This window comes from Streptomyces sp. NBC_00193, assembly GCF_026342735.1.
Taxonomy (GTDB): Bacteria; Actinomycetota; Actinomycetes; order Streptomycetales; family Streptomycetaceae; genus Streptomyces; species Streptomyces stoeckheimensis.
This window is the reverse complement of sequence record NZ_JAPEMM010000001.1, coordinates 1,327,880-1,352,670: the sequence shown is the minus strand read 5'-3', so window position 1 is coordinate 1,352,670 and position 24,791 is coordinate 1,327,880. Positions and strand designations below refer to the sequence as shown.

At 71.7% G+C, this 24,791-nt stretch carries 23 protein-coding genes, 2 tRNA genes and 1 pseudogene; 18 read left to right on the top strand and 8 right to left on the bottom strand.

All coding sequences use genetic code 11. From position 1 onward, the window contains the following. Nucleotides 1-27: 27 nt before the first annotated feature. From OG898_RS05630 to OG898_RS05615, 4 genes are all read left to right on the top strand, one after another. A complete protein-coding gene (locus OG898_RS05630; protein ID WP_250741803.1) occupies nucleotides 28-384 on the top strand; it encodes a hypothetical protein in 357 nt (118 codons plus the stop codon). Nucleotides 385-551: 167 nt separating this feature from the next. Then, complete coding sequence (locus OG898_RS05625; RefSeq protein WP_214949242.1) at nucleotides 552-923, top strand: WhiB family transcriptional regulator; 372 nt, start codon at nucleotides 552-554, stop codon at nucleotides 921-923. Next, nucleotides 920-1,252 (top strand): hypothetical protein, encoded by a 333-nt coding sequence (locus OG898_RS05620; protein ID WP_250741804.1) that lies wholly within the window; start codon nucleotides 920-922, stop codon nucleotides 1,250-1,252. Before OG898_RS05625 ends, OG898_RS05620 begins: the two co-directional genes overlap by 4 nt. Nucleotides 1,253-1,364: 112 nt before the next feature. Continuing rightward, nucleotides 1,365-1,571 (top strand): hypothetical protein, encoded by a 207-nt coding sequence (locus tag OG898_RS05615; protein WP_250741805.1) that lies wholly within the window; start codon nucleotides 1,365-1,367, stop codon nucleotides 1,569-1,571. A 33-nt stretch (nucleotides 1,572-1,604) separates the two neighbouring features. On the opposite strand, the gene OG898_RS05610 is transcribed toward OG898_RS05615, so the two are convergent. Further along, nucleotides 1,605-2,936 (bottom strand): AarF/ABC1/UbiB kinase family protein, encoded by a 1,332-nt coding sequence (locus tag OG898_RS05610; protein WP_250741806.1) that lies wholly within the window; start codon nucleotides 2,934-2,936, stop codon nucleotides 1,605-1,607. 234 nt (nucleotides 2,937-3,170) lie between these two features. Here OG898_RS05610 and OG898_RS05605 point away from each other — a divergent pair, with 234 nt between their 5' ends. Continuing rightward, nucleotides 3,171-6,275, top strand: a complete 3,105-nt coding sequence (locus OG898_RS05605; protein ID WP_266955326.1) for a tetratricopeptide repeat protein — start codon at nucleotides 3,171-3,173, stop codon at nucleotides 6,273-6,275. A gap of 5 nt (nucleotides 6,276-6,280) precedes the next feature. Here OG898_RS05605 and OG898_RS05600 read toward each other — a convergent pair whose 3' ends face one another. Further along, nucleotides 6,281-7,387 carry a ThiF family adenylyltransferase gene (locus tag OG898_RS05600; protein WP_266955324.1) on the bottom strand — a complete coding sequence of 369 codons (1,107 nt, stop codon included), beginning with the start codon at nucleotides 7,385-7,387 and terminating at the stop codon, nucleotides 6,281-6,283. A 243-nt stretch (nucleotides 7,388-7,630) separates the two neighbouring features. Between OG898_RS05600 and OG898_RS05595 the strand changes: the two genes are divergently transcribed. From OG898_RS05595 to OG898_RS05580, 4 genes are all read left to right on the top strand, one after another. Further along, nucleotides 7,631-8,170 carry a M48 family metallopeptidase gene (locus tag OG898_RS05595; RefSeq protein WP_250741809.1) on the top strand — a complete coding sequence of 180 codons (540 nt, stop codon included), beginning with the start codon at nucleotides 7,631-7,633 and terminating at the stop codon, nucleotides 8,168-8,170. Between the two features lie 139 nt (nucleotides 8,171-8,309). Next, nucleotides 8,310-9,953 (top strand): TerD family protein, encoded by a 1,644-nt coding sequence (locus tag OG898_RS05590; protein WP_250741810.1) that lies wholly within the window; start codon nucleotides 8,310-8,312, stop codon nucleotides 9,951-9,953. A 29-nt stretch (nucleotides 9,954-9,982) separates the two neighbouring features. Then, nucleotides 9,983-10,663: an AIM24 family protein gene (locus OG898_RS05585; RefSeq protein WP_250741833.1), complete on the top strand. Its 681-nt coding sequence runs from the start codon at nucleotides 9,983-9,985 to the stop codon at nucleotides 10,661-10,663. A 17-nt stretch (nucleotides 10,664-10,680) separates the two neighbouring features. Next, on the top strand, nucleotides 10,681-11,436 hold the full coding sequence (locus OG898_RS05580; protein WP_250741811.1) for an AIM24 family protein: 756 nt from the start codon (nucleotides 10,681-10,683) through the stop codon (nucleotides 11,434-11,436). A 64-nt stretch (nucleotides 11,437-11,500) separates the two neighbouring features. Here the strand turns inward: OG898_RS05580 and OG898_RS05575 are convergent, their stop codons facing one another. Together OG898_RS05575 and OG898_RS05570 are read right to left on the bottom strand one after the other, a co-directional pair. Then, nucleotides 11,501-12,025 (bottom strand): NUDIX hydrolase, encoded by a 525-nt coding sequence (locus OG898_RS05575; RefSeq protein ID WP_250741812.1) that lies wholly within the window; start codon nucleotides 12,023-12,025, stop codon nucleotides 11,501-11,503. Then, complete coding sequence (locus OG898_RS05570) at nucleotides 12,022-13,425, bottom strand: zinc-dependent metalloprotease (RefSeq protein WP_250741813.1); 1,404 nt, start codon at nucleotides 13,423-13,425, stop codon at nucleotides 12,022-12,024. The genes OG898_RS05575 and OG898_RS05570 overlap by 4 nt, the downstream gene beginning before the upstream one ends. A gap of 217 nt (nucleotides 13,426-13,642) precedes the next feature. Between OG898_RS05570 and OG898_RS05565 the strand changes: the two genes are divergently transcribed. The 4 genes from OG898_RS05565 (at nucleotide 13,643) to OG898_RS05550 (ending at nucleotide 16,871) form a co-directional block, all read left to right on the top strand. Beyond that, nucleotides 13,643-14,782 (top strand): SDR family oxidoreductase, encoded by a 1,140-nt coding sequence (locus OG898_RS05565; RefSeq protein WP_250741834.1) that lies wholly within the window; start codon nucleotides 13,643-13,645, stop codon nucleotides 14,780-14,782. Between the two features lie 128 nt (nucleotides 14,783-14,910). Beyond that, the gene (locus tag OG898_RS05560) at nucleotides 14,911-15,372 is read left to right on the top strand and encodes a molybdenum cofactor biosynthesis protein MoaE (RefSeq protein WP_250741814.1); all 462 of its coding nucleotides are present in this window, start codon (nucleotides 14,911-14,913) and stop codon (nucleotides 15,370-15,372) included. 127 nt (nucleotides 15,373-15,499) lie between these two features. Then, complete coding sequence (locus OG898_RS05555) at nucleotides 15,500-15,712, top strand: hypothetical protein (RefSeq protein WP_250741815.1); 213 nt, start codon at nucleotides 15,500-15,502, stop codon at nucleotides 15,710-15,712. A gap of 70 nt (nucleotides 15,713-15,782) precedes the next feature. Continuing rightward, entirely contained in the window at nucleotides 15,783-16,871 is a 1,089-nt protein-coding gene (locus OG898_RS05550; protein WP_250741816.1) for a PDZ domain-containing protein, read from the top strand. A 30-nt stretch (nucleotides 16,872-16,901) separates the two neighbouring features. On the opposite strand, the gene OG898_RS05545 is transcribed toward OG898_RS05550, so the two are convergent. Beyond that, complete coding sequence (locus OG898_RS05545) at nucleotides 16,902-17,474, bottom strand: PPA1309 family protein (protein ID WP_250741817.1); 573 nt, start codon at nucleotides 17,472-17,474, stop codon at nucleotides 16,902-16,904. 126 nt (nucleotides 17,475-17,600) lie between these two features. On the opposite strand from OG898_RS05545, the gene OG898_RS05540 reads away from it, so the two are divergent. The 3 genes from OG898_RS05540 (at nucleotide 17,601) to OG898_RS05530 (ending at nucleotide 22,750) form a co-directional block, all read left to right on the top strand. Further along, nucleotides 17,601-20,510, top strand: a complete 2,910-nt coding sequence (locus OG898_RS05540) for a UPF0182 family protein (RefSeq protein ID WP_266955318.1) — start codon at nucleotides 17,601-17,603, stop codon at nucleotides 20,508-20,510. Nucleotides 20,511-20,554: 44 nt separating this feature from the next. Beyond that, nucleotides 20,555-20,628, top strand: a tRNA-Met gene (locus tag OG898_RS05535). A gap of 202 nt (nucleotides 20,629-20,830) precedes the next feature. After that, the gene (locus tag OG898_RS05530) at nucleotides 20,831-22,750 is read left to right on the top strand and encodes a tetratricopeptide repeat protein (RefSeq protein WP_266955316.1); all 1,920 of its coding nucleotides are present in this window, start codon (nucleotides 20,831-20,833) and stop codon (nucleotides 22,748-22,750) included. A gap of 78 nt (nucleotides 22,751-22,828) precedes the next feature. Here the strand turns inward: OG898_RS05530 and OG898_RS05525 are convergent, their stop codons facing one another. Both OG898_RS05525 and OG898_RS05520 read right to left on the bottom strand, forming a co-directional pair. Beyond that, nucleotides 22,829-22,969, bottom strand: a complete 141-nt coding sequence (locus OG898_RS05525; protein ID WP_250741820.1) for a hypothetical protein — start codon at nucleotides 22,967-22,969, stop codon at nucleotides 22,829-22,831. A gap of 38 nt (nucleotides 22,970-23,007) precedes the next feature. Further along, nucleotides 23,008-23,595 (bottom strand): FAD-dependent monooxygenase, encoded by a 588-nt coding sequence (locus OG898_RS05520; protein WP_266955314.1) that lies wholly within the window; start codon nucleotides 23,593-23,595, stop codon nucleotides 23,008-23,010. A gap of 92 nt (nucleotides 23,596-23,687) precedes the next feature. Here OG898_RS05520 and OG898_RS05515 point away from each other — a divergent pair. Together OG898_RS05515 and OG898_RS05510 are read left to right on the top strand one after the other, a co-directional pair. Beyond that, a pseudogene (locus OG898_RS05515) lies at nucleotides 23,688-24,110 on the top strand (TetR/AcrR family transcriptional regulator); the annotation flags it as partial. Next, nucleotides 24,088-24,161 (top strand) — tRNA-Met (locus OG898_RS05510). The pseudogene OG898_RS05515 and the gene OG898_RS05510, both read left to right, overlap by 23 nt. A 152-nt stretch (nucleotides 24,162-24,313) precedes the next feature. On the opposite strand, the gene OG898_RS05505 is transcribed toward OG898_RS05510, so the two are convergent. Then, the gene (locus OG898_RS05505) at nucleotides 24,314-24,730 is read right to left on the bottom strand and encodes a Fur family transcriptional regulator (RefSeq protein ID WP_243336077.1); all 417 of its coding nucleotides are present in this window, start codon (nucleotides 24,728-24,730) and stop codon (nucleotides 24,314-24,316) included. Between the last annotated feature and the right edge of the window lie 61 nt (nucleotides 24,731-24,791).

Sequence of the window (24,791 nt, the reverse complement as noted above, 5' to 3'; positions counted from 1 at the left end):
CCGAGACGCCGAGAGGAGGCGAGACCAGTGACCAGCTTCATCACCACCACCAAAATGACCGATCGCTCGGTCGCCGCTTCCTGCACGCTCGGCTCCTCCACGCTCCTCGCCCTCACGGGTACCGGTCTCCCGGGTACCGGTCTGTCCGCCATTTGCGCTGACAGCCCCGTCCTGCCCGCCGCGCTCATCGCGCAGCCGGTCAGTGAGCGCAATGAGCGACGGACCAAGGCACCGGTGGCAGTACTGGCAGCAGAAGCCCAGGCGCATGGCGCCTATGCCTTTGCGGCCGCAGCCGGTGCCGGATCCCAGAAGACGCAGACGAAGAAGCAGCACCACCTGATGTGGGCCTACCGCGGGCTCGAACCCTGGAGTGATCCAGTCTGATCTGACGATCAGACCGGCGCCTTCAGGGCCGCGGAACCCCACCCGGGATCCGCGGCCCTTCTGTTTGTCCCCGAACGGGGACGACGGACCGAAGGGGCGAGGTACCCCAGCCGCCCCCGGCCGACCGGCCGGAACGACTAGACGAACAAGACGAGGAAGAAACCACCGTGCAACTCGAAGCGCACGCCCCGTCCGTACCGAAGACCCAGACCCTCTCCCCGCCCGCAGTCCCGGAGGACTCCACCTTGACTCCCCTCACCGCGCTGACCGCGCTCGACGACGCCATCGAGAACCTCGGCGTGCCCGTCGCCTGTCGCACCTACGACCCCGAGGTCTTCTTCGCCGAGTCCCCGGCCGACGTCGAGTACGCGAAGTCCCTCTGCGGCACCTGCCCGCTGGTCGAGGCCTGCCTCGCCGGTGCGCTGGAGCGCCGCGAGCCCTGGGGTGTCTGGGGAGGCGAGCTCTTCGTCCAGGGTGTCGTCGTCGCCCGGAAGCGTCCCCGTGGCCGTCCGCGCAAGAACCCGGTTGTCGCGGCATGACCGCCAACGGAACCATCGACCGCCCCCTGACGCACGACCCCCTGAAGCAGGCCCTCATGTCCCCCCACGCCACCACGAGCGAGCAGCCGCACGGCGCCGCCACCGCAGACTTCATCACCGCCGGCGCGATCACCTCGCGTCAGAACAGGACCCGCGAAATGCAACTCATCCCAGAAGCCATGGCTCGTGCCCATATGGACGACCGCATGCGTGAGGTCGACGCCGAGCGTCGCGCCGTACGCCTGGTCGCCGCGCGGCGCATGCAGCGTCGAGCCGAGCGCGTCTCGCTGCGCGCCCGGCGCGCGCTGGCCATGGCCGTCATGCACTAAGAGAGAGCCGTAGACGGCTCGAAGGAAATCACCGGAGGGACCGGCCCGAACGGGCCGGTCCCTCCGGTGCGTTGCGGACCGCACACCGGCCCCTCGGGGATATCGTCTGGAGGTGGACCAGCCGACTCCCCGCCCGGCACCGCCGGGAACCGAGGCCCCGTCCGTCGTCTGCGCGCGCTGCGGCGCCCAGTCCCCGGCCGGCGCCCCGCCCACCTGGACCTGCTCCGTGGAGAACGGGACCAGACAGTACTTCTGCGTCGACTGCGCGCGTGCGAACCTCCGCGCCATCGAAGGCCGCCTCGACTCCGCCTGGTGGTGAGCGCCCGCCCGGGACCGCCCGCCACCCTCCGGCTCAGCCCTCTTCGGGCAGGAACCCCGGCAGCCAGGAGTCGAGTTCCTCGCGGAGCCTGACCGTCGCGCCCAGCTGGCACAGCACCCCTATGGTGCTCAGCGTCACCCGGTGGATCAGCAGGTAGGAGGGCGGCAGATTGATCTGCCGGCCCAACTGGTGCGCGGGGGAGCGGGGGTCGGCGATCCGCGCGGCCTGGCCGCGCAGCCAGGTCCGGGTGAAGGTGAACTCCTCGGCCTCCGCCGGTTCGAGCATCGGCCGCAGGTAGTCGAGCACCGCATCGGCTTCCAGCTCGATGGACTCGCGTACGAACCCCTCCGTACGCAGGTGCCCGTAGACCCCCTCGGCGTCACCGTCCAGCGCCATCCGCAGCGACCGGCCGATGGGCTTGGGCCAGCCGCCCGGCAGCCGGTCCACCGTCCCGAAGTCCAGTACGCCCAGCCGCGTCCGGCCGTCCGCCCCCGAGATCAGCCGGAAGTTGCCCGGGTGCGGATCGGCGTGCAGCAGCCCGGTGCGCGCGGGGCCGGAGAAGAGGAACCGGGCCAGCAGCTGTCCTGCGCGGTCGCGTTCCTCCGGGGTGCCGTCGGCTATCACCTCCGACAGCGGGGTCCCCTCGATCCAGTCGGTCACCAGCACCTGGTCGCCCTGGTGCACCACGTCGGGGACGACCACGTCCTCGTCGCCGTCGAAGGCGTCCGCGTGCGTCCGCTGGGCCTCGGCCTCCAGCTCGTAGTCCAGCTCCTCCGAGACCCGGTCGCGCAGCTCCTTGATCAAGGGCTTGATGTCCATGCCCGGGATGAGCGGCCCCAGCAGTCCCGCGAACCGGCTCAGCTGCTTCAGGTCCGACAGCAGGGCCTCGCCGGCCCCCGGGTACTGGACCTTGACCGCCACCTGGCGGCCGTCGTGCCACACCGCCCGGTGCACCTGCCCGATCGAGGCAGCCGCCGCGGGCTTGTCCTCGAACTCCTCGAACAGATCCCGCCAGTCCGCGCCGAGCCGCTCCGACAACACCTGGTGCACGGTGGCCGCGGGCAGCGGCGGGGCCGCCTCCTGAAGCTTCGTCAGCGCGGCCCTGTAGGGCCCGGCGACCTCCTCGGGCAGCGCCGACTCGAAGACCGAGAGCGCCTGGCCGAACTTCATGGCGCCCCCCTTCAGCTCTCCCAGCACGCGGAACAGCTGCTCGGCGGTGCGCTGCTGGAGCTCGCGCGCCACTATCTCCGCCGACTTGCCGCCGATCCGCTTGCCGAGCCCCCAAGTGGCCCGGCCCGCTATGCCGAGCGGCAGCGCGGCCAGCTTGACGGTACGGGTGACCGCCTTCCGGGGAAGATCAGACATGCGCCCCTCCAATTCCCAGACAGCTGAGCCGCAAGCGGCCGTCCGGGGGAGCCCCCCGAAGGCCTTCCCGGCCAAAAGCATCCTGTCATGACCCCCGGCCCGCGCCCCCTCCGCATACCCTGCCGCTCCAGCCCGGCGCGAGGCGGGAATCCACCGGTCGGCGGACGACGGCCGCCCCGGTGGGCCAGCATGGACGGACGGCGGGCCGCGTTCGGGTGGTGGAGGTGCTGGGGGATGGCGGGACGGGGACCTTCGAGGCAGGAGCTGATCCGGCGACGCCGTTCCGGCGGCTTCATCGGCAGACAGAGCGAGGTGAACGCCTTCCGCGACGCCCTGCGCCAGCCCCCGGAGGAGGCGGCGCAGTTCCTCTTCCACGTCCGGGGCCCGGCCGGAGTCGGAAAGTCGACCCTGGTCCGGCACCTGGAGACCATCGCCCGCGAGGGCGCGGCGGTCACCGCGTACGCGGACGAGTCGGTCGCGGACGTCGTCGAGACCATGGAAGTCATCAGCGCCCAGTTCGCCCAGCAGGGCCTGGTGCTGAAGGGCTTCGACAAGCTGCTGGCCACCTACCGCCAGCGCCGGCACGAGGCCGACGCGGGAGCCCTCGCGGCCGTGGCGGGGACCGACCCGGCGGCGGGAGGCGCCCCGCCGCCGTCCCCGTCCAGCGTGGTCGCCTCGCAGCTGGGCCTGGTCGGACTCGGGATGATCCCGGGAGTCGGCGCCTTCACCGGAGCCGTGGACCCGAACCAGGTCGCCGCCGGCGCCGACCGGGTCAAGGCCCTCCTCAGCAGCCGCCTGCGCAACCACGGCGACGTCGAGCTGGTCCTCTCCCCGCTGGACGCGCTGACCCCGGTGTTCCTCGAAGAGCTCGCCGAGGTGGCCCGCAAGCACCCGTGGATCGTGCTGTTCTTCGACACGTACGAGCGCACCGGACCCATGCTGGACACCTGGCTCCGCGACGTGCTCGGCAGCGAACGCCACGGGGAGTTCCCCGCGAACGTGCTGGTCGTCCTGGCCGGGCAGTCGAAGCTGACCGCCCGCACCTGGGAGGACTGGCACGACCTGGTCACCGACTGGCCGCTGGAGATCTTCACCGAGACCGAGGCACGCCGCCTCCTCACCGGAAAGGGAGTCACCGACGAGCGGGTCGTCGAGGTGATCCTGCGCCTGTCCGGACGCCTTCCGGTCCTGGTCTCCACCCTGGCCGAGACACAGCCGGGCACGGTGGAGGAGGTGGAGGAGATCGGGGACCCCAGCGGCACCGCCGTCGAGCGGTTCCTCAAGTGGGTGCCCGACCCCGCCCGCCGTGCCGCCGCCCTGGCCTGCGCGTTCCCGCAGGAGCTGGACGAGGACGTCTACCGGTCGGCCGTCGAGGAGGAGGCGGCCGAACTCTTCGGCTGGCTCCGGTCGATGCCCTTCGTCACCGACCGCTCGGGCCACTGCCGCTACCACGAGGTGGTCCGCGGTGCGATGCTGCGCCTGCAGCGCAGGCAGTCCCCGATCCGCTGGGAGCAGCTCCACACCCGGCTGGCCGATGCCTTCCGGAGGCGCCGCGAGCGCTTGGAGTCGGCCCCGACCCCGTCGGAGGGGTGGTGGTCGGACGAGACCTGGCGCGGCCACCGCCTGCAAGAGGCCTACCACCGCCTCTGCGCGGACCCCCGAACCGCCCTCCCGCCCATGCTCCGCGACCTGGTCGACGCCTACGACCACGGCATCACCACCCTCCGCCGCTGGACCACGACCCTGGCCGCCGCGGCCCGCGACACGGACTCTCCGGCCCTGACCCGCTGGTCCCAGGACCTCGGCACGGCCCTGGACCAGCCGGCCCCGGCCAACGCGGCGATGACGCTGCTCCTGACCCGAGCCGGGCTCGCCACCGAAGGCCGGGCCCTGGCTCTGACCCTGCGCGGCCGGGACCACCGCCGCGCCGAGGAGTACGCACAGGCCCTGACCGACTACACCGATGCCATCACGGTGAACCCCCAGGCTGAGCGCGCCTACTTCGGACGGGCCCTTACCCACATGCTCACATCGAGCGGCGATGCGGCGATCGCGGACTACACCCGGGCCATCGAGCTCGATCCGAGCCGGGTCTCCAGCCTGGTCAACCGGGGGATGCTGCACCACTGGGCCGACAGCTTCGAGGCGGCCCTCGCCGACTTCGACCTCGCGCTCGCGCTCCTCCCGGAAGATCCGACGGTGCTCCGCCGCCGCGGAATCACCTATCAGTCCATGGCCCGCTACGAGGAATCCCTTGCCGACTTCACGTGGGCGCTCGCCGGTCAACCCGCAGACAGAGCATCGATCTTGAGCGAGCGAGCGGTCACCCTGGAGTCGATGGGGCGCCACGAGGAGGCGTTCGACGATTACCGGCAGGCCATTGAGCTTTCTCCTGACGACGGCTGGGTCTTCATCCGCCGCGGGATCGCGCTGCGGAAGCTGGAGCGGCACGAAGAGGCCCTGGCCGACCTCACGCGGGCGGTCCAACTGAGGCCCGGCGACGCCTGGACCCTCACCTTGAAGGCCGACGCGCACCGCAAACTGGGGCAGCACGAGGATGCGCTCGCGGACTACACCAGGGCGGTCGAGCTCGATCCGGGCTCTGGCTGGGCCCACACAGGCCGCGGCGAGGTCTTCCTGTCGCTGGAACGGTACGACGAGGCCCTGAACGAATTCGGGCACGCCATCGCCCACGAGCCGGACCTGCCGTTGACGTTCCTCGCGCGCGCGATGACGTGGGTGAGGCTCGGCCGGTTCGAGTTGGCTCTCGCGGATTACGACCGCCTTCAAGAGACCAGCCATGAGCGGGGCTGGGGCATCAGACGGAGGGGGGACTGCCACCGCATGCTCGGCGCGTACGGGGAAGCCCTGGCCGACTACGACCGTGCGGTCGAGCTCCTTCCCGCCAGCGCCTCCACACTCACCGCCCGTGGCCTGCTCCACCGACTGCTCAGCCACTACGACGAGGCGCTTGCCGACCTCGCCCGTTCCATCGAGCTCGATCCCGATGACGCGTGGACGCACTACGAGATGGCCGTGGTCAAGACCGCACTCCGGCACCCGGACCGTGACCACCACCTGACGCGCGTGGTGGAACTGCGGAGCTCTCCGGACGCCGAAGTCCCCGGCGTCCTCGAAGCAGACAGCCTCCTGCTCGCCCACTGCCTGTGGCCGCATTGGGAGCAGGCCGAGCAGCGCCTCGCGGAGTTTCTCGCGGAAACTCCGGCCCCCGGGCAGCTGAGCGCGCTGGTCATCAACCTCCGCAGCCTCGCCCCCGTGATCCCCTCGGCCGGGCCCCGCATCGAGCGGTTCTGCCGGATCGTCGAAGAGACGGCCTAGCCCCCTCATGTCCCCACCCCCTGCCCCGCCGGGACCTTCGCCGCCTCGCACGGGCAGTCGGGGTGGGGGTGGACCGGGGTGGACTCCCAGTGGAGGGACGGGAGGGCGGCCTCCCAGCGGGTGGCGGTGGAGGCGGGGAGTTCGCCGTCGAGGAAGGACAGGGCGTGGGCCGCGGCCAGGCCGGCCACTGCGGTGGACAGGCCCAGGTCGCAGGCGGCGGCGGTGCGCCGGCGGTGGGCCGAGCGCCACTGGACCAGCATGCGCGGCCAGGCCGGGTCCCGATCGATCCGGTCGCGCTCCATGCAGCCGGCGCACGCGGTGGCTCCGGGCAGGACCAGCGGTCCCACCAGCCCGGTGCCCTCCAGGACCCCCGCGTAGAGGTGAGGGGTGCCGGTGCCGACCCAGTCGGCAGCCGTCTGCGGATCGGGGGCCCAGGACTGCAGGCCGTCGCGGGGTGCGACCACCACCAGGGCGAGCCCCGGCTCCGGGCCCTCGCTCTCCCCGGTCCGCGGCCCGCGTCCGGGGGCCGCCTCGCGGACCGCCGTCCGCGCGGCCTCGGCGCGCAGCCGTCCCACGCTGCCGGGGCCCAGGCCGCCGGGCGCCACGTCCGCTGGCTGCGTGCGGCCCCCGTCGAGCACCTCGACCCGGCCGATGCCCGCTCCCGCCAGGACCGAGGCGATCACCGCGCCCACCCTGCCGCTCCCGCGCACCTGAACCCGTATCACCCGCCGGGCGGCGACACCCTGCAAGTCCCCGCCCGGCCGGGGGCGGACCAAGGACAGCGACCCCAGGTCCGGGCCGAGCCGCTCGAGGGCCTCCGGCCGGTCCCGCACCGCCTGGGCGCGGGGGCCGCCCGCGGTGGCGTCGTCGAGCAGCCCGGCCGCCGCCAGCCTCCGCACCACCTCGTCGACCCGGCCGTCCGGGAGCCCCATCGTCTTGCCCTCCGACCGGAGCAGCTCCATGCCCCGCGTCCCGTCGATCAGGTCGAGGAGCGAGCCCGTCGCCGTGTCCACCGGCCCGAGCACCACCGCGTGGGCGGGCGTCACACCGAATTGCACCGTCTGCAGATCCCGCCAGGCCCGTGCCAGCGCCGGCTTCACCTTCGGATACATCGCGGTCCTCCCTCGATTCGCGGTTCGATTCACGCGCCGCATTCCCTGAGGCCGCGTCGCTTTCCGCAAGATTGCCCGTCCGAGGAAAGACCTGCTCAATTTTGTCCACAGGTGAGGGGTATTAGGTATATGAAATGAATGGCTAGCGTTCCTTGGGGCGCCGGTGCCGCCGACTGCGCAACGGTTCGTGTTCGACCCCGGGAGGGCGGGACTTCCGCCGCGGCGACCGGGTACCGTCATGGCGTGTCCGCCGATCCACCGAAGCGCGCCGTCGAAGTCCGCCGGAGCGCGCGCCGCCGCAGGACCGTATCCGCCTACCGCGAGGGTGATCGTACGGTCGTCCTCATCCCTGCCCGGATGTCCGAGGCGGAGGAGCAGCGCTGGGTGGGCGTCATGCTCGACAAGCTCGCGGCGCAGGAGAGCAAGCGCACCTTCGGGGACGCGGAACTCGCCGAGCGCGCCGAGCGTTTGTCCGAGCAGTACTTCGGCGGCCGGGCCCGCCCCCGCACGGTCCGCTGGGTCACCAACCAGAACACCCGCTGGGGCTCCTGCACCCCGGCCGAAGGCAGCATCCGGCTCTCGCACCGCATCCAGGGCATGCCGGAGTACGTCGTCGACTACGTGCTGCTGCACGAGCTGGCGCACCTCCTCGTGCCCGGGCACGGCCCCGGTTTCTGGGAACTGCTGGAGGCGTATCCGCGCACCGAGCGGGCGCGCGGGTACCTCGAAGGGGTCGTCGCCGCCGAGCGCCTTCCGAAAGTCCCCGCCGCCCGCGAGGAATGATCCGCATTTGTCCGCTATAACCCCGCCATGTCACACCTCGTGATATGTACCGGGTCGGTACCGACTTGGCCGGATGTCCGAGGTTGGCGTTAGCCTGAGCGGCACGCATTCACAGTCGGGATGGGGGACGGTCTTACGTATGGCCAGGGAATTCCAACGCGGTCACAAGGCCAAAATCAGTGATCTGACGGCGGGCACGGACCTCTACGTGGGTGTCCAGATCGCCGGGCCCGGGCTCGCCATCGACATCAGCTGCTTCGGCCTCGACGCCAACGAACAGCTTTCGGACGACCGCTACTTCGTCTTCTTCAACCAGCCGAAGTCGCCGGAGGAGTCCATCCAGCAGCTCGGCGCGCAGGCCGGCGACACGGAATCCTTCCGGGTGACCCTGGACCGCATTCCGGCCAACATCCACAAGCTCTCCTTCGCCGCCTCGATCGACGGCGCCGGGCAGATGTCGCAGATCGGCCCCGGCTACATCCGCGTCGTGGCGGGCGGCGAGGAGGTCGTCCGGTACTCCTTCTCGGGCTCGGAGTTCAGCACCGAGCGCGCGCTGATGATCGGCGACTTCTACCTCAAGGACGTATGGCGCTTCGCCGCCGTCGGCCAGGGCTTCGACGGCGGACTCGCCGCGCTGCTCCAGAACTTCGGCGGCGAGGTCGCCGAGGAGGAGCAGCCCGCGCCGCAGGCGCAGGCTCCGGCCGGTGCGCCCGGCTTCGCCCCGCCCCCGCAGGCCGCCGCTCCGGCGCCCTCCTTCGGCGCTCCCGTCCAGGCGCAGCCCCCGGCCCCGGCGCCCTCCTTCGGCGCGCCGCCCCAGGCCCCGGCGCCCGCCCAGGCCCCCGCCCCGGCACAGGCCCCGGCCCCCGCGCCGTACCAGCAGCCCGTCCACGCGGCCCCCACCATGGCCGCACCGATGGGCGCCCCCCTGGCCCCGGCCGCCCCCGCGCCCTACGGGCAGGTTCCGCCGCCCGCCCCGGCCCCCGCGCCGTACGGGCAGCAGCCGCAGCCCTCGTACGGCCAGGTCCCCGGCCAGCAGCAGCCCCCGTACGGCCAGCAGCCGCCCGGCTTCGGCCAGCAGCCCCAGGGGTACGGCCAGCCCCCGCAGGCGGTGCCCGCCGCCGGCGCCGGACTCGCCGCCGCCCTCCAGCCGTACAAGGAAGCCCCCACCGGCGCCCGCTGGACCCCGCAGAACCAGCAGCTCATGCGCGTCGACCTGGCCATGGGCGGCCAGGCCGTCCTCGCCCGCCAGGGCAGCATGGTGCTCTACCAGGGCAAGGTCGACTTCAGCTACAAGGGCGCGGGCTTCGCCGGCCGCGTCGTCGGCAACGCCACCGGCCAGGAGATGCAGCTGATGCGCTGTTCCGGCCGCGGGCAGATCTTCCTCGCGGAGAACGGCGCCCACCTGCACGCCATCGAGCTCCAGGGCGACGGCATCTGCGTCTCCGCCGAGAACGTCCTCGCCTTCGACGAGTCGCTCCAGCACGAGATCCGCCGCATCGAGGGCCACGGCATCCCGGGCGGCGCCCTGTTCACCATGCAGTTCCAGGGCACCGGCACGGTGATCGTCAAGACGCACGGCGTGCCCGTCGTCCTGCCCGTCACCCCGACCACCTTCGCGGACAGCAACGCCATCGTCGCGTGGTCCTCGGCCGCCCAGGTGATCATTTCCAGCCAGGTCCGGCTGCGCCGCAACGCCTACCCCGGTCACAGCGGGGAGACCGTGAACCTCCAGTTCCGCGGCGCTCCCGGCAACTTCATCGTCGTCCAGCCGTACGAGGTCTGAGGGAGCCCCACATGAATGCCATGAACGCAATGAACCAGCAGCTCGCGGGCTACGCCCCGACCCCCGTCACGGCCCGCATGGAGAACCACGGCCGCGCGATGCTCAAGGTCGCCATGCAGAGCGGCCAGGACCTCTTCGCGCGCACCGGATCGATGGTCGCCTACGAAGGCTTCGTGCAGTACGAGCCCAACCCGCCGGCCGTCCGCCAGATGGCCTCGCAGTGGCTCACCGGCGAAGGCGCCCCGCTGATGAAGGCTTCCGGCGACGGCCTGCTCTACCTCGCCGACTACGGCGCGGACGTCGTCGTGATCAACCTCAACAACGACTCGCTCTCCGTCAACGGCACCAACCTGCTCGCCTTCGACGCGCACCTCCAGTGGGGTGTCGAGCGGGTCAAGGGCATGGCCAAGTTCGCCGGCCAGGGCCTGTTCAACGTGTCGGTCGCCGGCACCGGCTGGGTCGCGATCACCTCGCGCGGCACGCCGATCGTGGTCGACTGCGGCCGCGGCGAGGACGAGACGTACGTCGACCCCGACGCGCTCGTCGCCTGGTCCCCGAACCTCAAGGTCAAGGGCAAGCGCAGCTTCAAGGCCTCGTCGATGATCGGCCGGGGCAGCGGGGAGGCCTACCAGATGGCCTTCTCCGGCCAGGGCATCGTCGTCGTACAGCCCAGCGAGGACAGCACCGACCGGCTCCGGGCCCGGGGCTGAGGGGGAGAAGACACACCATGCAGAGCTCACTTTTCGCCCACGCCGAGGCGCAGACCCAGGAGCGGTACGCCGTCCAGAACCCGCAGCTGCTGCGGGTCTCGCTGAGCGGCTCCGACGACGTGCTCGCCCGCAAGGGCGCGATGGTCGCCTACCAGGGGATCATCGACTTCGACGGCGAGTACCAGAGCACCACCCAGCGCAATGCCCGCGCCCGCACCGGTGAGGGCCTCGACCTGATGCGCTGCTCCGGACAGGGCACGGTCTACCTGGCCAACCTGGCGCAGTACGTCCACGTCGTGGACGTGGACCAGGACGGCCTCACGGTCGACAGCAGCTACGTGCTGGCCCTGGACTCGACCCTGCACACCGAGGCCATCGCGGTGGACAGCCAGTACGGGATCTCCGGCTCCGGCAAGTACCAGCTCAACATCACCGGCCGCGGCAAGGTCGCGCTGATGACCTCCGGGCAGCCGCTGATGATGCAGGTCACGCCAGACAAGTACGTCAACGCCGACGCGGACGCCATCGTCGCCTGGTCCACCTCGCTGCGCGTGCAGATGCAGGCCCAGACGCACTCCACCGGCGTCTGGCGGCGGCGCGGCAACACCGGCGAGGGCTGGGAGCTGAGCTTCCTCGGCACCGGCTTCGCCCTGGTCCAGCCCAGCGAGGCGCTCCCGCCGCAGAACGCCCAGATCGGGCAGGGCGCGGCCGCGCAGTTCGGCATGGGCCAGCACGGCGCCCACGCGCAGAACCAGAACAACGCCTGGAACTAGCCGTCCGGCGCACACGAAGGGGGCGGGCCCGATGCGGCCCGCCCCCTTCGCGCATCCAGCGCGGTCAGAGGCGCGCGAGGGTCGCCTCCAGCAGCCGCACCACCGAGGTGTCGGCCACCTCCGCCACCTCGGCGTACGAGAACCAGCGCAGGTCCAGCGACTCGTCGCTGATCGCTTCGACCGCCCCCGAGGGCGCCAGCACCGCGTACTGCACGTCCAGGTGCCAGTTGCACGGAGCCGGGATCGGGTGCCGGTCCAGGCGCACCGGACCGCCGGGCAGCAGCGTCAGCCCGGCGTCGATGCCGGACTCCTCGCGGGCCTCGCGCAGGGCGGCGTCGGCGAGGGTGGCATCACCCGGCTCGCAGTGCCCGCCCATCTGGAGCCACATGCCCAGCTTCTTGTGCAGGGTCAGCAGGACGCGCTCGCGCTCCGGGTCGATCACCAGCGCACTGCCGGTGACGTGGCCCGCCTGGCAGGGCTTGTAGACCCCGTCGGGATGGGCCGCGAGGTGCTCCAGGTAGACGTCGCGCAGTTCCGGCTGGCCCTCGTAGCCCTTGAGGACCAGGACGGCGTCTTCGTGCAGGCTCACTTGGTGTCGTCGCCGTCCTGCTCGCGCTTCTGGGCGGCCTCGCCCAGCATCTTGTCGATCTCGGAGAAGTCCAGCTGCTCGCGGTGCACGAACCCGTCCGGGTCGTCCAGGTCGGAAGCGGTCGGCAGCATGTCCGGGTGCTCCCAGAGCCCGTCGCGCCCGTCCACGCCGCGCGCGTCGGTGAGCGAGGCCCACAGCCGCGAGGCGTCGCGCAGCCGGCGCGGCCGCAGCTCCAGCCCGATCAGCGTCGCGAAGGTCTGCTCCGCCGGGCCACCCGAGGCGCGCCGCCGGCGCATGGTCTCGCGCATGGCGTCCGCCGAGGTCAGCCGGGGCTTGGCGGCCTCGTGCACGACCGCGTCCACCCAGCCCTCGACCAGCGCGAGCGCCGTCTCCAGACGGGCCAGCGCGGCCTTCTGCTCGGGGGTGTCCTGCGGCTGGAACATGCCGCCCTGGAGGGCTTCCTGCAGCTGCTCCGGGTTGGTCGGGTCGAGCTGGCCGACCACGTCCTCCAGCTTCGAGGTGTCGACCTTGATGCCCCGCGCGTACCCCTCGACCGCGCCGAAGAGGTGCGAGCGCAGCCACGGCACGTGCGCGAAGAGCCGCGCATGGGCGGCCTCGCGCAGCGCCAGGTACAGCCGGACCTCGTCCGAGGAGACGCCCAGGTCCTTGCCGAAGCTCTCGATGTTCAGCGGCAGCAGGGCGGCCTTGCCGGCCGGGCCCAGCGGGAGCCCGACGTCGGTCGAGCCCACGACCTCGCCCGCGAGGGTGCCCACGGCCTGGCCGATCTGCTGGCCGAACATGGCCCCGCCCATGGAGCGCATCATGCCGAGCAGCGGGCCCGCCATGGCCTGCATCTCCTCGGGAAGGACGCCGCCCATGGCCGCGCCGACGCGCTCGGCGACCGGGTCCACGAGCTCCTTCCACACCGGCAGGGTCGCCTCGACCCATTCGGCGCGGCTCCACGCCACGGCCGTGGCGGCACCCGACGGCAGCGAGGTGACCCCGTCGAGCCAGTGGTCGGCGAGGCGCACGGCCTCCTCGACCGCCGACTTCTCGGCGAGGCCCACACTGGCGTCCTTGACCCCGTCCGGGGTGCCCTGGGCCACGGTCTGGCGGGCGATGTCCTTGGCCATGTCCCAGTTGACCGGACCGCCCTCGTAGCTCAGCATCTGGCCGATCTGCTGGAAGGCGGCGCCGAGGTCGTTCGGGTTCATGGAACCGAACATGGCCGCGAAGGGGTTGTCGGCGTCGCCCGGCGCGCCGGAACCGCCGGGCAGGCCCGTGCCGAACCCGAACGGAGTCGGGCCGCTCTGACCGCCCTGGTTGCCCTTCTTCTTGCCCTCGTCGCCGTTGTCCGGCTCCTCGGGCGGAAGGCCGAATCCGAATGGGGTGTCGCTCACGGGTTTCCTCGGCTCGTAGGGCCGCCGGCGGGAGCCGACGGGCATTGGTTTCGACAACACCACCCAGCGTAGACACCAGACCCGCTTCCGGGCTCGGTGCTCCGCTGACTCCTGGGCTGCGGCAGGATGGACATCGACTGGTGGGTGCGCGTCACGGTGCGTCCCTACTGAAGACAACCGCTGGAGACGCCTGGTGAGTTCCCCAGATCCGCACGCTTTGGACGAACAGGGCCCGGAAAACCGCCCTGAGCACGGCGAGGACGCCCAGGGCGTTCGCCGGACGCGAAACCCGGGCGGTTCCGCGCGCCGAGGCCCCGTGATCGCCGTGACCGGCGCCGCCTCGGGGGTGGGGGCGGCCCTGGTGGCCAGGCTGGCCGCGTCCGAGGAGGTCAAGCAGGTCGTCGCCATCGACGAGCGGCGCGGGGAGTGCACGGACGCGCAGTGGCACCTCCTGGACGTACGGGACCCCGCGATCGCGGAGAAGCTGCGCGGCGCGGACGTCGTGGTGCACCTGGCCCTCGACCTCGACCTGGAGACGGACCCGGCGGCCCGTACGGCGTACAACGTGCGCGGGACCCAGACCGTGCTCACCGCCGCCGCGGCGGCCGGAGTGCACCGGGTCGTGCTCTGCACCTCGGCCATGGTCTACGGGGCCCTGCCGGACAACGACATCCCGCTCTCCGAGGACGCCGAGCTGCGGGCCACCGCCGAGGCGACCGGGGTCGGCGACCTGCTGGAGATCGAGCGGCTGGGCCGCCGGGCTCCGCGCGCGCACCCCGGCCTGAACGTCACCGTGGTCCGCCCGGCCGTACTGGTCGGCGGCACGGACACCGCGCTGACCCGGTACTTCGAGTCCCCGCGCCTGCTGGTGGTGGCGGGCTCCCGCCCGACCTGGCAGTTCTGCCATGTCGAGGACCTGGTCAGCGCGCTGGAGTACGCGGCCCTGGAGAAGGTCGAAGGAGAGCTCGCGGTCGGCTGCGAGGGCTGGCTCGAACAGGAGGAGGTCGAGGAGCTGAGCGGCATTCGCCGCATGGAGCTCCCGTCGGCCGTGGCCCTGGGCGCGGCGGCCCGGCTGCACCGGATCGGCCTCACCCCGTCCCCGGCCGGGGACCTCGCGTACACGATGCACCCGTGGGTGGTCAGCGTCAGCAGGCTGCACGCGGCCGGGTGGCGGCCGCGCTGGACCAACGAGGAGGTGCTGGCGGAGCTCCTCCAGGAGGTCGCGGGCCGGCACACCGTCGCGGGGCGCCGGCTGGGCCGCAAGGACGCCACGGCGGCGGGGGCCGCGGGCGCGACGGTCGCGCTGCTCGGCGCCGCCGCCGCGATCCGCGCCGCGCGCCGCCGCCGGGGCATCTGACCCCGGGCGGGGCAGGCCGTACCTGCCCCGCCACCAGGCCGTTTCTGTAGGAGGCTCCCAAGGGGGCCGGTGGGGCCCTGGTGAAACTGCTATTCCGCCGGGTCGGCGGCTAGGGCACGATGGAAGGTATGGCACCGCACTTCGACCACCCCGGCGAGAACGCCGCCCCGGACCCGATCCGGCTGCTCGAGATCCGTGAGACCCCGCTCTCGATCGACGAGGTCTTCCAGGCCGTCGGCGACGATGCGACGGGCGGTACGACGCTCTTCGTCGGCACGGTGCGCAACCACGACAGCGGGGCGGACGTCGACCAGCTCGGCTACTCCTGCCACCCCTCGGCCGAGGCGGAGATGCGCCGCGTCGCCGAGCGCGTGGTGGAGAAGTACCCGGTCCGCGCCCTCGCGGCCGTCCACCGCATCGGTGACCTGGCCGTCGGCGACCTCGCGGTGATCGTCGCCGTCTCCTGCCCGCACCGCGGCGAGGCCTTCGAGGCCGCCCGCATGCTGATCGACGACCTCAAGCACGAGGTCCCGATCTGGAAGCACCAGACCTTCGCGGACGGCACGGAGGAGTGGGTCGGCGCCTGCTGAGGCAGGGGCCGGGGGCGCCGGTTGCCCCGTCCGGACGCGCAACACGCCCTCGATTTGCGTAACCCCCTCCCGGGCAGCAGCGTTGAAGCCACCAACAACACGTACTTCGGGGTAGGGAGACACGCCCATGGCGTCTTTGGCGTGGTTGCTGATTCCGCTGTTCGCCGCGATCGGAGCGGCGATATGGGGCAGCTGGGCGGCACGCGACCGCACGACCGGTGACATATCCGAGCTCGCGGGCTACGCGCGGTTCCGTGAGGCCATGGGCCAGAGCGAACCGGGCGGGGCGAAGGCGGGCGCGGACGCGCAGCGCAAGAAGGACACCGTGGACTCCGTCTGACGCGGCGCCGGGCCCCCGTACGGACCGGCCCCGGGGGCCGCTCGTCAGGGCCGTCACGTACTGTCGATCCATGCCACGCCGCACTGCGACGATGCTCGCCTCCACCCTCATGCTGTTCGCGCTGCTCTGCGCGGGAGTGTTCATGAAGGCCCCGTACTCCGAGATGAGCCCGGGCCCGACGGTGAACACGCTCGGGGACTCGCACGGCGAGCCCGTCCTGAACATCTCGGGGCACAAGACGTACCCGACCACAGGTCACCTGAACATGACGACGGTCCGCGTCACCGGCGCGGACTACGACATGAACCTGCTGGAGGCCGTCTACGGCTGGGCGGCGGGCGACAACATCGTCGTCCCGCACGAGAACCTGTACCCGGACGGCAAGACGGAGCAGGAGTCCACGCAGGAGAACGCCGAGGAGTTCAGCCAGTCGCAGGAGAGCGCCAAGGTCGCCGCCCTCAAGCAGCTCGGCATCCCGGTCGCCGCCCGCGTGATCGTCGCCTCCGTGGTCAAGGGCAGCCCCTCCGAGGGCAAGCTGCATGCCGGAGACGTCATCAAGGCCGTCGACGGGACCCCTGTCAACGCTCCCGAGGACGTGGCCAAGCTGGTCACCAAGCACAAGCCCGGCGAGCCCGTCGAGTTCACCATCGTGCCCGCGGCCGAGGCCGCCGAGGCCGAGAAGGCGCACCGCGAGCCCACCGGCACGACGAAGGTCTCGATCGTCGCGGGCAAGGCGGAGGGCGACGGCCACGCCGTCGTCGGCATCCGGGCCGGCACCGACCACACCTTCCCGTTCACCATCGACATCAAGCTCGCCGACGTCGGCGGCCCCAGCGCCGGGCTGATGTTCGCGCTCGGCATCGTCGACAAGCTCACTCCGGAGAACCTGACCGGCGGCAAGTTCATCGCCGGCACCGGCACCATCGACGACGCGGGCAAGGTCGGCCCGATCGGCGGCATCCAGATGAAGACCATCGGCGCCCGCCAGGCCGGCGCCCAGTACTTCCTGACGCCCGCCGAGAACTGCGCCGCCGCCGCGGGCGACGTGCCCGGCGGGCTGACGCTCGTGAAGGTCTCCACCATCGACGACGCCGTGAAGGCGCTGGAGAAGATCAGCAAGGGGGACACGGCCGGGCTGACGCAGTGCGCCAAGTCCTGACCGTGTCCGCGGAGGCCCTGCCCCTACCCGTCAGTCGAGGAAGGTCGCGGCCAGCGCCTCGGCGAGACCCGGCACCAGCGTCGCGCCGGTCAGCACCTCGTTCGCCGAGTCCTTGTCCCGCAGCCGTACGGCCGACTCCCGCGACCCGTCGCGCAGGACGCCCACGGTCAGCCGCACCTCCTGGCGCTCCGGGTGGCCGGCGACCCACTTGGTGAGCTGCTTGTCGGTGAGCCCCTCCGGTACGGAGGACTCGGCGGACGGCGGCAGCATCAGCCGCTCCACGGTCAGCGCGCAGCCGAGGATCGAGGCGGGCCAGGCGATGGTCCCCAGGAACTTGTCCAGCGGGGTTCCGGCCGGCACCTCGTCCTGCTCGATCGGGGTGAGCTGGTTCTTGCCCGTGTCGTCCTGGTCGAGGCCGAGCTGGCGGGCGACGCCCGGAGCCTCCTTGCGCAGCTTGGCCGTGTCGACCAGGGCGAAGAGCCGGGCGGGCTTGTCCCAGCCGAGGGTGGAGGCGTACTCGTCGATTTCGAGGACGGCACGGGTCAGCGGGCTTGCCGCCATAGGGGTGCCGGGGGACGGCGAAAGGTTGGACATGGGCAACATCCTGCCTCCTTTCCCCCGGATACCGGGAACTGACTAAAGCCTCAGTAAGTTGCATGAGTGGGCTCTACGATCGGGGGCCCATGCTTTGAAAACTCTCAGCATCACTTACACACAGCGACTTTCGAGGTGCGCACCTTGGCTTTCCAGATGCCGGACCGCGGCGGAGGCCCCTCCGGGCCACGGATGAGAGTCGGCCGCCCGTCCCGGCGCGCCCGGACTCTTCTGATGACCTTGGGCGTGCTGGCCGTCCTGGCCATGGCGTTCATCATGTTCGCCGGCTTCTGGACGGACTGGCTCTGGTTCCGCTCCGTCGACTACTCCACCGTCTTCACCACCACCCTGTGGACCAAGGTCGGCCTGTTCGCCGTCTTCGGTCTCGTGATGGCCGGTGCCGTCGGGCTGAACATCTGGCTGGCCCACCGGCTGCGGCCGCCGCTCAGCGCGATGTCGATGGAGCAGCAGAGCCTCGACCGCTACCGGATGACCGTCGCGCCGTACCGCAGGTGGCTGCTGCTCGGCATCTCCGCACTGGTCGGCCTGATCGCGGGCGCCTCGGCGGCGGGCCAGTGGAAGACCTGGCTGATGTACGTGAACGGGGTGCCCTTCGGCACGAAGGACCCCCAGTTCAACCTGGACGTGTCGTTCTACACCTTCGACCTGCCCTGGTACCGCTTCCTGCTCGGCTTCGGCTTCGCCGCCGTCGTGCTCTCGGTGATCGCCGCCGCCGTCGTGCACTACCTCTACGGGGGACTGCGGGTCACCAGCCCGGGTGCGCGGGCCACCGCCGCGGCGACCGGCCACCTGTCGGTGCTGCTCGGCCTCTTCGTCACGCTCAAGGCGGTCGCGTACTGGCTCGACCGGTACGGCCTCGCCGTGAAGTCCAGCGACTTCAAGGCCGCGGACAACTGGACCGGCCTGCGCTACGTCGACGCCAACGCGTACCTGCCGGCCAAGACGATCCTCGTCGCCATCGCGGCGATCTGCGCGGTGCTGTTCTTCGCGACGCTGTGGCGCCGCACCTGGCAGCTCCCGGTCATCGGCTTCGGCCTGATGGTGCTCTCGGCGATCCTGATCGGCGGGCTGTACCCGGCGATCGTGCAGAAGTTCCAGGTCCAGCCGAACGAGCAGGCCAAGGAATCCCCGTACGTCCAGAAGAACATCAAGGCGACGCGCGACGCCTACGGGGTCGCCGACGCCTCCGTCACGGACTACCCGGGTCTGCCGGACCCCAAGGCGGACAAGAAGGTGCTCCGCCAGGAGGCCAACTCCACGGCGAGCATCCGCCTGCTCGACCCGAACATCGTGTCCCCGGCCTTCCAGCAGCTCCAGCAGAACAAGGGCTACTACGGTTTCCCGGCCACGCTGGCGGTCGACCGGTACAAGGGCCAGGACACGGTCATCGGGCTCCGTGAGATCAACCTCGCGGGCATCCCGAAGAACAACTGGATCAACGACCACTTCCGTTACACCCACGGATACGGCGTGGTCGCGGCCAAGGGCACCGAGGTGACCGCCAACGGCGAGCCGGTGTTCACCGAGTCGGGCCTGCCCGCGCGGGGTGACCTCGGAGAGTACGAGCAGCGGATCTACTACGGCGAGCAGACGAAGCAGTACTCGATCGTCGGCGGACCGCAGAAGGAGCTCGACTACGCCAACGACCAGGGCGAGAAGGAGACCACCTACAAGGGCGACAGCGGGGTGAGCCTGGGCAACCCGGTGAACCGGGCCGCGTACGCCCTGGCCTTCAGCGAGCCGCAGATCCTCTACTCCGGCGCCATCGACGACAAGTCGAAGATCCTCTACAACCGCACACCCAAGGCCCGGGTCGAGGCGGTCGCCCCGTGGCTGACGATCGACGGAGCCGTGTACCCGGCGGTGATCGACGGCCGGGTCCAGTGGATCGTGGACGCCTACACCACCACCAACGGCTACCCCTACGCGTCCCGCACCCAGCTCGGGGACACGACGGCGGACTCGCTGACCAACTCCCAGCGTGCCGTGGTCGCGCAGGAGAACCAGGTCAACTACATCCGGAACTCCGTGAAGGCCACCGTCGACGCCTACGACGGCACGGTGAAGCTGTACCAGTGGGACACCAAGGACCCGGTCCTCAAGACGTGGATGAAGGCCTTCCCCGGCACGGTGAAGGACAAGAAGGAGATCTCGCCGACCCTGATGGAGCACCTGCGCTACCCGCAGGACCTCTTCAAGGTCCAGCGTGAGCTGCTGACCCGCTACCACGTCACGGACCCGCAGACCTTCCTCAGCGGCAGCGAGGTCTGGGCGGTGCCGGACGACCCGACCACCAAGGCGGGGACGGCGGTCCCGCCGTACTACCTCTCCATGAAGATGCCGGGCCAGAAGGACCCCAACCAGGCCTTCTCGCTCACCACGACGCTCACGCCGAACGGCAGGGACAACCTGAGCGCCTTCATGGCGGTCAACGCCGATCCCACCACCGCGGACTACGGGAAGATCCAGCTGCTGAAGCTGCCCACCCAGAACCCGGTGGACGGACCGAAGCTCGTCCAGGCGAGATTCAACTCCAAGCCGGAGATCGCCCAGGAGATCAACATCCTGAGCCGCGGCGACTCCCAGGTGGAGTACGGCAACCTGCTCACGGTCCCGCTCGACAAGGGAATGCTCTACGTCGAGCCGGTGTACGTGCGCGGCGGCGGCCTCAAGTACCCGCTGCTGAAGAAGGTCCTGGTGACCTACGGGGACCAGACGGCCTTCGAGGACACGCTGGAGAAGGCGCTGAACGTGGTGTTCGGTGCCGAGTCGGCGACCACCCCGCCGACCACTCCGCCGGGCGACGGGACCACCACCCCGCCGCCGACCAGCCAGGACCCGACGGTCAAGGCGGCCCTGGCGGATGCGCAGAAGGCGGTCGAGGACGCCGACAAGGCGCTCAAGGCCGGCGACTGGGCTGCGTACGGCAAGGCCCAGAGCGATCTGCAGGCCGCGCTGAAGCGGGCGATCGACGCCGAGGCGAAGGTGACGACGCCCTCGGCGACGCCCACGCCCAGCGGATAGCGGTAATGGTTCCACCCCGCGTCGTGCTACTGTTGGTTTACCGACGCGGGGTGGAGCAGCTCGGTAGCTCGCTGGGCTCATAACCCAGAGGTCGCAGGTTCAAATCCTGTCCCCGCTACTGAAGACGAAGGCCCGGATCCGATGGATCCGGGCCTTCGTCATGCCCAATCGAATTTCTCGCCGACGCGGCGTCACTGAGGTGGGTGAGTTGGGGTGTGAGCGTGTTTGACTTGTCTCTCTGTGGGCATGTCGACAAAACGCTGTAGTGACCTCACTGACTGCGACATACCAGGTGTACGCGGGTAGCAGGTGATGCGACGATGGGATTTATGGGGGACAGGTCAACTCTGCTGGAGACAGGGCGGTTTGTGAGGGCGGACTCCGAATCGGATGCGGAGGCCGATGGGGCGGCTCAGGCCGTTGACGTGCGGACCGCGATGACCACGCGGTCGGTACGGACCACGGCCGCGGCGCCGACCGCGCCGGACGTGTCGGACGTGTCAGTCGACGAGTTGTTCGACGACGCGGTCTTCGCGCTGACCGACGCGGCCAGCGACGCCGCGCTGGAGGCCCGGCACCGGGTCGCCGCCGACAAGGGGGACCCGGGCGCGATGAGCGTACTGGGCGCCCTCCTGCTGCGCCGCGGCGACCTCGCGGGAGCCGAGCCCTACCTGCGCGGAGCGACCGGGGAGGGCGACCGTGCGGCCGCGAACAACCTGGGCGTCCTGCTGCACCAGCGCGGCTACCCCGAGGAGGCCGCCGGCTGGTGGCGCGTGGCCGCCGTGGCCGGATCCGCTCCCGCCGCGCACGCCCTGGGCCGCCACTACCGCGAGCGCGGCGACGAGCCCGCCGCCGAGTACTGGATGCGCCAGGCGGCGGAATCCGGCCACGCCCTGGGGGCCTACGGCCTCGCCGACCTGCTGGAGCACCGCGGGGACAAGGGCGTCGAGCGGTGGTTCCGCGCTGCCGCGGAGCAGGGGCACCGCGAGGCCGCGTACCGGCTGGCCCGGCACCTGCGCAAGGGCGACCCGGCCGAGGCCGAGCAGTGGTACCGGCAGGCCGCCGCGCGCGGCCACCGGCGCGCCGGGCTGCACCTGGGCGCGCTGCTGGAGGCGCGCGGGGAGCTGAAGGAGGCCGGGCGCTGGTACCTCACCTCCGCCAAGCAGGGCGAGGCGCGGGCGGCCTGCGCCCTCGGCTTCCTGCTGCGCGACGCCGGCGACGAGGAGAACGCGGCCACCTGGTGGCTGCGGGCCGCGCAGGACGGCGACGGCAACGCGGCGAACGCGCTCGGGGCACTGCACGCCGCACGCGGCGAGACCCAGACGGCGGAGAAGTGGTACCGGGCCGCGATGGACGCGGGCGACCAGAACGGGGCGTACAACCTCGCGCTGCTCTGCGCCGCGCAGGAGCGGACCGGACCGGCCGAGCAGTGGTACCGCCGTGCCGCGTACGCAGGACACCGCGAGGCGGCCAACGCGCTGGCCATCCTGCTGCTCCAGGGCGGTGACGCGGAGGGCGCGGAGCCGTGGTTCTCGAAGGCGGCGGAGGCGGGAAGCGTGGACGCCGCCTTCAACCTCGGCATTCTCTTCGCCAGCCGGGACGAGGACCGCACGGCCCTGAAGTGGTACGAGCGGGCGGCCTCGGCGGGCCACACCGACGCGGCGCTCCAGGTGGGCATCGCGCTGGTCCGCGACGGCGAGGAGCGGGCGGCGGAACGGCACCTGCGCTGCGCGGCCGGCGGCGGCAGCGCGGAGGCCGCCTTCCGGCTGGCCGCGCTGCTGGAGTCGCTGGCCCCGCCGCCGGAGCCGGTGGCGCTGGGCGAGTCGGTGGGCGGAGCCGCGCGCACCGAGAGCGAGGAGTGGTACGAGCGGGCCGCGGAGCTGGGGCACCGGCGTGCCCAGGTCCGGGTCGGCATGCTGGCCGCCGCACGGGGCGAGCTGGGGGTCGCGGCGCGCTGGTACCGCGAGGCGGCGGAGGCCGGCTCGCGCAACGGCGCCTTCAACCTGGGGCTGCTGCTGGCGCGCGAGGGCAACGAGCCCGAGGCGGCGCTGTGGTGGACCCGGGCGGCGGTGGCCGGACACGGCCGGGCGGCGCTGCGGCTGGGCCTGCTCGCGGCCCGGCAGGGAGACCTGACGGAGGGCCAGAAATGGTGCGTGCGTGCCATGGAACTGGGCCCCGCGGAGGTCTCCGAACGGGCTGCCCGACTGCGCGACGCGCTGGCCGAGGAGCTCTCGGCCTGACCCGCACCGCCGGGCCCACCGCCTGACCCGCACCGCCGGGCCCGCCACCGGCCGCGCCGCCCCCGCCGGCTTCGCGGCTCAGGCCGTGGGCTCGTACAGCCACGCCGTCGCGCGGGGGTACGCGTAGCGGAGGAACAGGGGCATCAGGGCCTGCGTCGCGCGGTGTTGGACGCGGCCCGGGGTCTTCGCCTCGCGGTTGCCGGCGGCGGCCCTGGTCATGCGGGCGAGACGGGGGCGGCGCAGGCGCTCGTAGGCGGTCAGGGCCCCCGCGACCGCGGGGGACGCGGCGACGGCGTCGGCCAGGCCACCGCGTCCTCCAGGGCCATCGACGCGCCCTGCCCGGCGCCCACCGGATGGGCCGCGTCGCCGATCAGCACCGTCCGGGCGTCGTGCCAGACCGGCACCTCCGCCAGCTTGTGCATCAGCGTCGGCCGGTCGCTCTCCACCGCGCCGGCCAGTACGGCCGCCGGGGTCCGCGAGCCCGCGTACAGCTCGCGCAGCAGCGGCAGCCACTCCTGCGGCGGGTGCGCCAGGTCCGGCGGACGGGGCGAGGCCACCTGGGCCGACCACCAGACACCCCCGTCCGCGACCGGCAGGCACAGGAAGGCCCCCTTGCGGGAGAGCACCATGTGGAAGGCGTCCCCGGGGAGCGGCACGTCGCGCGAGATCCCCGAAATGCTGTACAGCCCCGCGTACTCGGGGCACGGAGCTCCCGGGTCCAGGGCGGTACGGGTCGCCGACCAGAGGCCGTCGGCCGCCACGACCAGGTCCGCGTCCAGGGAGTCCGCCGTCACCCGGCGGCCCGTCACGATCCGCACCCCGGCCCGCTCGGCCTCGGCCCGCATCACCCCGACCAGGCGTTCCCGCAGCAGGGTCGTGCTGCGCAGGGTGTCCGAGGCCAGCCGGCCTCGAGGCGGCGCTCAAGGAGGCCGCGCGCACCCTCTTTCTGGAGCGCGGCTACGCCCAGACGAAGATCACCGACATCGCGAAGGCGGCCGGGCGTTCCACCGGCTCCTTCTACGAGCACTTCGCCGGCAAGGAGGAGCTCCTGCAGGCACTGCTCGGTGACATGGGGGCCCAGGTGGACGCCGCCGTGGGTGCCGGCCAGGGGCATCCGTGCGAACACGACCTCGCCGACCGCGTGCAGTTGCGTGCGCACGTCGCGGCGACCTGGGGGGTCTTCCGGGACCACCTGCCCGTGGTCGCGGCCCTCTTCCAGCGCTCCATGGCCGAGCCGCCGGGGGAGGGCGGGGTCTGGGGGCAGCTGGCCCGCGGGACCCCGCCGGTTAACCGATTTGCATGTGCTCGCCACGCTCGCGTAGAGTCAGGTTTACCGACGCGGGGTGGAGCAGCTCGGTAGCTCGCTGGGCTCATAACCCAGAGGTCGCAGGTTCAAATCCTGTCCCCGCTACTGAAGAACCGAAGGCCCGGATCCCCTGGATCCGGGCCTTCGGTCGTTCCTGAAGGCGAACGGGATCGACCGGGGCCGGGAACGCAGGAGGCCGGGAACGCAGGAGGCCGGGAGCTCGATGAGCTCCCGGCCTCCTGTCGTGTCTCGGTCCGTCAGGCCCCGGCGCAGTTCGGGCACACCCCGCGGTACGTGACCTCGACCGCCGACACCACGAAGCCGAAGCGTTCGGTGTCCGGCAGGTCGGCCAGCGGGTTGCCCGCCGGGTGCACGTCGCGGATCGCGCCGCACTGGGCGCACACCAGGTGCTGGTGGGGCCGGTGGGCGTTCGGGTCGTACCGCTTGGCACGCCGGTCCGTGGAGACTTCCAGGACCTCACCCAGGGTGACGAGCTCGCCCAGGGTGTTGTAGACGGTCGCGCGGGAGATCTCCGGCAGCCTGTCCACGGCACGCGCGTGCACCTCGTCGGCCGTCAGGTGAACGTGGTCACCGTCGAGCACCTCGGCCACGACGCGCCGCTGTGCGGTCATGCGCCATCCGCGTCCGCGAAGTCGTTCCAGCAGGTCACTCATACCGCCAGCCTAACAGCGAGGGGATTCGGTGTAACTCCCGAATGAGTGTCGACTTGGATGC